General features: G+C 49.1%; 8 protein-coding genes. 6 read left to right on the top strand and 2 right to left on the bottom strand.

From position 1 onward, the window contains the following. Positions 1-120: 120 nt before the first annotated feature. Positions 121-255, bottom strand: coding sequence for a hypothetical protein (locus N4J56_RS40700; RefSeq protein WP_317112759.1), 135 nt, complete (start codon positions 253-255; stop codon positions 121-123). On the opposite strand from N4J56_RS40700, the gene N4J56_RS40695 reads away from it, so the two are divergent. From N4J56_RS40695 to N4J56_RS40680, 4 genes are all read left to right on the top strand, one after another. After that, a complete protein-coding gene (locus N4J56_RS40695; RefSeq protein ID WP_317112758.1) occupies positions 245-433 on the top strand; it encodes a plasmid mobilization protein in 189 nt (62 codons plus the stop codon). The two genes, N4J56_RS40700 and N4J56_RS40695, sit on opposite strands and share 11 nt — an antisense overlap. Beyond that, positions 409-552, top strand: coding sequence for a plasmid mobilization relaxosome protein MobC (gene mobC / locus N4J56_RS40690; protein ID WP_317112757.1), 144 nt, complete (start codon positions 409-411; stop codon positions 550-552). Before N4J56_RS40695 ends, mobC begins: the two co-directional genes overlap by 25 nt. After that, positions 542-2,101, top strand: a complete 1,560-nt coding sequence (locus tag N4J56_RS40685; RefSeq protein WP_317112756.1) for a relaxase/mobilization nuclease domain-containing protein — start codon at positions 542-544, stop codon at positions 2,099-2,101. Before mobC ends, N4J56_RS40685 begins: the two co-directional genes overlap by 11 nt. Before the next feature lie 234 nt (positions 2,102-2,335). Next, positions 2,336-3,991, top strand: a complete 1,656-nt coding sequence (locus N4J56_RS40680) for an IS1182 family transposase (RefSeq protein WP_317104600.1) — start codon at positions 2,336-2,338, stop codon at positions 3,989-3,991. 142 nt (positions 3,992-4,133) lie between these two features. On the opposite strand, the gene N4J56_RS40675 is transcribed toward N4J56_RS40680, so the two are convergent. Next, positions 4,134-5,114 carry an AraC family transcriptional regulator gene (locus tag N4J56_RS40675; protein ID WP_317112754.1) on the bottom strand — a complete coding sequence of 327 codons (981 nt, stop codon included), beginning with the start codon at positions 5,112-5,114 and terminating at the stop codon, positions 4,134-4,136. 243 nt (positions 5,115-5,357) lie between these two features. On the opposite strand from N4J56_RS40675, the gene N4J56_RS40670 reads away from it, so the two are divergent. Beyond that, a complete protein-coding gene (locus tag N4J56_RS40670; RefSeq protein WP_317112753.1) occupies positions 5,358-5,903 on the top strand; it encodes a cyclophilin-like fold protein in 546 nt (181 codons plus the stop codon). Positions 5,904-5,923: 20 nt separating this feature from the next. Further along, entirely contained in the window at positions 5,924-6,436 is a 513-nt protein-coding gene (locus tag N4J56_RS40665; protein ID WP_317112752.1) for a cupin domain-containing protein, read from the top strand. The last annotated feature ends 36 nt before the right edge of the window (positions 6,437-6,472 follow it).

Here is a 6,472-nt window from a genome sequence, read left to right as displayed (position 1 = left end):
CCCCAATCACCCCGCCACCGCTGTCCACCCCATCACCCACCACCGCCATCACCCACGGTACACATCACCCACCTGCCGATCCCCACCCCGTTTACCCCATAGATTTTGGTCAGGAGCAAGCTATGCCGCCGTAGCAACATTTTCTCCGTAGAGCGTGTTATCATCGGGTCGGCGGCAGCTTGCCAGAAGGGGTTCCCCTGGAGGTAATGCCCGCGTGACCAAACCAAAACCAAAGCGGACTCGGATGGTACGCATCCGATTCACCGAAGACGAATACGCAGCAGTCAGTCAAAAAGCGATCGCCTCTGGACTAACTTTGAGTGAATTGGTGCGACGTGCTGCTCTAGAAAACCGCTGCCCCAACCCAAAAGCGAAATCGCGATCGCCACTTACGAGCAGCTGGCGAAGTTGGGCAACAACGTCAACCAGTTAGCAAAAGCAGCTAACACGGCAGTGAAGATGGGACACGAGCCTAAAGTAACGGTGGAACATTGGCAAAAGGTTTACCAAACCATTAAGCAGTTGGGACTGGAGATTGTCGGTGATCGGTAACATTTCCAAAGGACGAGGATTTAGGGGCTGCTTGAGCTACCTGATGGACAAGGAGCAGGCAGAGCTGATTGGTGGGAATATGTTGGGGGAAAATGCACGGGAGTTGGCAGCTGAATTCAAACTGTCGCGACAACTCAACCCCGACATCAAGCAACCAGTATTCCATGCCAGCTTATCCTTGCCCAAGCTAGAAGACTACGCCGAGCATTTGGATGACGAGCGCTGGAATTCTATTGCTGCCGACTATCTCCAGCAAATGGGATTTACCCGCAATCAATATATAGTAGTGCGTCACTTCGACCGCGACCACGACCACATTCATATCGTCGCTGCTAGGGTCAAGCTGGACGGGACGATTGTGGATGACAGTTGGGACTATCTCTTGAGTCAAGATATTATCCGCTCCTTGGAAAGGGAATACAACTTGACTCCAGTGTTGAGCAGCTGGGAAGTGGAGCGACGGGGAATTACCAAGGGGCAGTTTGAGCAGCAGCGAAGAGAAGAAGCCGATTGTCAACACTCAACCCCAAGTGTCAAACAACAGATTCAAGACATTGCCGACAGGGTAATTCAGTCGTGCGATAGCCCGGAGCAATTTATCGAGAAAATGCAGTCAGCCTCTGTGCAGATCCAAACCCGCCAAAAACGGGATGGCAGCATCAGCGGCATTTCCTACCAATACACTCAAGATGGTGTCACTGTTGCTACTCCTGGCAATAAATTAGGGACTGACTATAGCTGGAATGGGATACAGCGCCGCATCCAAGAACTAGCGCCCCAGATCGGCGATGCCGAACTATTGGCAGCCCAAAAGAAAGTAGCGGCATACTTCGCCAAGCAGCCAACTCATCCCAACGAGCAAGAGCTGCAACGGCTTCAAAGAGATGAGCGGAGACTAGCAGCTTTATATGACGATTTATTCCAACAAACTCTTGAAAAACTGGACGAACTAGAAAATGCTTCCTGGTTGACACGGTTGTTACCCAAATACAAGACCGATCTTGCCGAACTTGAAAAGATATCGGCGCAAAGGGATCGGGTTTATTCTAACTGGATGGCAGCGGGTAAGAGAGTAGAAGAATGGCACAGCCAACAAGAGGAATACCGCCGCTGGCAATCATCCCCTGCAACGAAGGAAATGGAGCAGTTGAGAGAATACCTCAACACTCCCCAAGTAAAGACACGACTAAATCATATAAAAGAAGAACAGCGCCAGGAACGAGAGCGGCAGCAGGAGGGCAGAGAAATCTCTATTGCCGTGCAGCAGTTGTTTCGGCTCATTGGCGCTCAACCACAAGCGGACGGCGAGCTTAGTCTTGACGGGAATCAATGGAGAATCAAGCAAATAGGTAATACCGTCAGCGTGATTGTGAAAGCGGATAATCGTGAAATTCTCAGGGTGGAGGGGGAGAAAACTGTTGTGTTTAACCCCACAAGAGAAGAAAGAGAGAGAATGCACTCCTTACGGTCAAAGGTGAAAGAGCAGCTGCAACAGTCGCAGCGGCAGTGGGAAGCCGAACGTGAACGGAGTAGGGGATTTAGCCGATAGAATTGTCGGCTCTGAAGGCGTTTGGATGCAGCGAAGTTGCATCCAAACGCCTTCCGATCTCTGGAACGTTCACCAGATAAAGGTTCTCCCAAAATTTCTCCATTGATAAATGTGAAAACTTTGAAGGGGTAAAGGTAGCAAAGATACTGTTGGCGAATTCATGAGAGAAAAATCAGAATTAGCTGCCTTGCGTAGGATTAAGGTAAAGACCAAGCTAGTTAGTGGAGGTGCAATATGTCCATGCAACCCCAAACCATTCCTCCGATTCCAGAGAATACGGTAGTGGTTGCAAGAGCAGCTTTTCCTAAAGGCAATCTCTACATCCAAATTCGGGATAACCTTGGCAGCATCTACCAAGATGAAACCTTCGCATCACTATTTTCTAAACGTGGACAACCTGCTCAAGCTCCTTGGCAACTGGCACTTGTTTGTGTAATGCAGTTTATAGAGAATTTATCTGACCGCCAAGCTGCTGATGCTGTTCGTGCGCGGATTGATTGGAAATATGCACTCAGTCTTTCCCTGAGCGATCCAGGATTCGATTACTCAATTTTGAGTGAATTTCGCACTCGTCTAATTGCAGGCAATGCAGAACAAGAGCTGCTGGACAAGTTGTTGGAGCAATTACGATCCAAGGGATTGCTCAAAGGACACAAACGGCAACGGACGGATTCAACTCATGTTCTGGCTGCCATTCGGATTCTAAATCGACTGGAAACGTTGGGAGAAACATTTCGTGCTGCACTCAATAGTTTAGCTGTCGCAGCTCCAGATTGGCTGGAAGAGCATTTACAAGATGCTTGGTTTGACCGCTACAGTCGTCGCACCGAGAACTATCGGTTGCCTAAGTTAGACAGCGAGCGAGAAGAATTGGGTCGCACGATTGGCAAGGATGGATTTGCGTTGTTAGATGCAATTTACGATTGGGCTACTCCAGAGTGGATGCGACAAATTCCAGCCGTTGAGACACTGCGACGGATTTGGATGCAACAATTTTACGCACCCACTGAAGACGGGAACGTGCAATGGCGCTCGCCCAAAGACATGCCACCATCCACACTGGCAATTCATTCACCCTATGATGTAGAGGCGCATTACAGTTCCAAACGTAGTGTTGATTGGGTCGGTTACAAAGTTCACCTCACTGAAACTTGCGATCGGGATTGTCCGCACTTCATCACTGGAGTATGCACTACCCTATCAACAATATCTGATGATGCAGTCGTTGAATCTGTCCATCAAAGCCTATCGAAAAAATCACTTCTACCCGAAGAGCATTTGGTGGATACAGGGTATGTAACAGCTGACCATATTGTTAATAGTCAGGCAAACTATGGAATCGAACTGCTTGGAAAAGTTCGTATCAATCCCAGTTGGCAGACCCAAAATAACTCTAAGTTTTCTGCTGAGCAGTTTGAAGTGGATTGGGATAATCAAGTCGTCACCTGTCCTAAAGGGCATCAAAGTATCATTTGGCGACCCAAGATTGACAATCGTGGCTTGAGAGTCGTTCACGTCCACTTTTCTCAAGCTGATTGTCGTCATTGTCCAGTCCGAAAACGTTGTACCCACTCTAAAGCTGCCCGAAGATTGACATTACAACCTCAAGCCAAATACAACGCTCTACGTCAGCGACGGCAGGTGCAAGAAACGTCAGAGTTTAAGCAACTCTACCAGCAACGAGCGGGAGTGGAGGGAACATTATCGCAAGGCGTGAGACGTTCTGCCTTAAGGCAGTCTCGATATGTTGGATTGGCGAAAACACATCTTCAGCATATCCTGATTGTCACTGCTCTCAATTTGGTTCGCTTGTCTGCTTGGCTCTCAGCTATCCCACTGGCTCAAACTCGCTACTCTCGATTTATGGAGCTTAAGCCCCAAATAGCGTAGCTTTTTTTCTCCCATGAATTCGCCAACAGTATCAGCAAAGCTGCAACGAAGTGCCACGCGACGGCTGGAAGCTAGTTCCAACATAGATTCTAGAAAAACTTTCTACTTTTCAATCCACCCAGAAGTCCTTTGTCAATCCTAATCAAACATTGGCTGTCACCATCGCCCTTTCTCGTAGCCGCTCCACATCACGCATGGGTGGTGCTCCAAAGAGCCGCTTGTACTCTCGGTTGAAGTGCGAGGCATCGTCATACCCCACTTGGTACGCCGCACTGGTCGCGTCTAGGTTTTGCCCCAGCATCAAACGGCGAGCTTCTTGGAGGCGCAGTTGCTTCTGGAACTGCAAGGGACTCATGGCAGTCACCGACTTGAAGTGATGGTGAAAGCCCGAAACGCTCATGCCAAGCTCTCGTGCAATGCTTTCAATCTTGATCGGCTGGGTAAAGTCTTTGCGAAGTCGATCGACGGCTTTGGCAATATGGTGCGTGTAGCCACCGAGAACGGCAATCTGACGCAGCCGAGCACCTTGTTCTCCCATCAGGAGTCGGTAAATGATTTCTCGCTTGATCAGGGGTGCGAGAACATATGCTTCAGCAGAGGAATCTATTAACCTGACAAGCCGCACCACAGCATCCAATAGATCTGCATCCAATGGACTGACATCGATCGCTTTGACACTAGCACCCTTTTGGACTGAAGGATAGCCTGCCTCAACCATGACTGAACCAACCAGGGTGGGGTCGAGATCGAAGCGAAGACCCAGGTACGGTTTTTCCTGAGTTGCTTCTAGAATTCGGCTGGCAATTGGCAGTTCAACCGTCCCAAGCAAATAATGCATTGGGTCGTACTGATAGCGATCGCTGCCCAGAAGGACTTCTTTGCTGCCTTGAGCAATTACACAAAAGGCAGGAATAGAGACACTATGAAAGCATTCCGAAGGGGAAGAGGAACGGTAGAAGTGCAATCCTTTCAGCGGCTCGATCGCTCCATCTTGACGAAGCGCTTGGGCAATTCGCTCCGTTAGTTCCTCTCGGTTGGCTTGCGCTCTGTATGCCTCGCGCTTTGCCTGAAGGTCATTCATCAACGCTCTATCGGACTTTTCACTCGTTCTTGCAGCGTTCATTTCTTGTGCCTGTTCAAATAGATTTATGGAAATATCAAGGTTTAGAAAGGGTTTGGCAGCTAAGCCTGTATAAGAATCTAGCGTGACTTAAATTGAAGCTGGTGCAAGTTTGCAGGATTGTACAACGATCCTAGACGATCATCCTATTGCTTGCCTTTCAGGATTCCTAGAATGAGGTTAAAGCAATGAAACGTGATTCCGGCTTCTTGTAAGCGTCTGGATTTTTATTTAAGAAGAAAACTTATGGAGAGGGCCTTGAGGCATTTGAAATGGTTTGCCACTCAGCAAAGAAACTGCGGCAGGAGAATGCTGATTCTGACGATCGCCTTGGTGATGTCCCTGAGTTACTCAGCCTGCCGTGCTGATAACAGTGTGCCTGGCAGTGCCTCATCGAAGATGCCGACTGAACTATCAACCCAGCAGGCAAACAGTATGAAGATCAACATCAAAGTCGGAGACAAAATCGTTACAGCCACATTAATTGACAACCCAACCACACGAGATTTTATTTCCCTACTGCCATTAACGTTGATCATGAACGATTTGCTTGAAAGAGAAAAGTTTGCCCATTTACCGAGAGCGATTTCGGAGGAGGGAGAGCGAACCAAAACGTATGACGTTGGAGACATCATTTACTGGTCTCCCGGTCCTGATGTGGCTATTTATTATCGCCACGACGGACAGAACATCCCTGACCCTGGCATCATCACAATCGGCAAGATCGATGCTGGCGTAGAAGCATTTAATGTCCCTGGTTCTATCAACGTGACGGTAGAGCTAATTCAGTAGAAACGTCAAAGGAGATAGAAATGAAACTGCTTGCGACAACAATCGTGTCATCTTCCCTGCTTGCTTTGGGTTTCTCTCCTGTGGAACAAGCACAAGTCCCATCGAGCAATAACACACAACTTGTAGAAGTTAGACGAAACGGTTCGCAGCCTTCCACCAGAGGACCAGCCGAAAACTTTACAGGTTTCGTCCGCATTGACCCCCTATTCTCAGCACAAGGTTCAGCCCGCGCGGGTGGTGCCAGTGTCACCTTCGAGCCAGGTGCCCGAACCGCATGGCACACCCATCCCCTGGGGCAGACCCTCATTGTGACGGCTGGAGTTGGTTGGGTTCAGCAGTGGGGCGGTGCAATTCAGAAAATCAGGCCTGGTGATGTCGTCTGGATTCCGCCAGATGTGAAACACTGGCACGGCGCTACAGCCACTACAGCCATGGCTCACATCGCTATTCAGGAACAACTCGACGGCAAGGTCGTGGACTGGATGGAACAGGTCAGCGACGAGCAATACCAGACATTCAATGTAAATCAATAGGAGTATCCATCATGTACAACACGAAAGCGTAGCCGC

The organism is Chroococcidiopsis sp. SAG 2025, assembly GCF_032860985.1.
Lineage (GTDB): Bacteria > Cyanobacteriota > Cyanobacteriia > Cyanobacteriales > Chroococcidiopsidaceae > Chroococcidiopsis.
The sequence above is the reverse complement of the archived record's forward strand: the minus strand, read 5'-3'. Positions and strand labels throughout refer to the sequence as shown.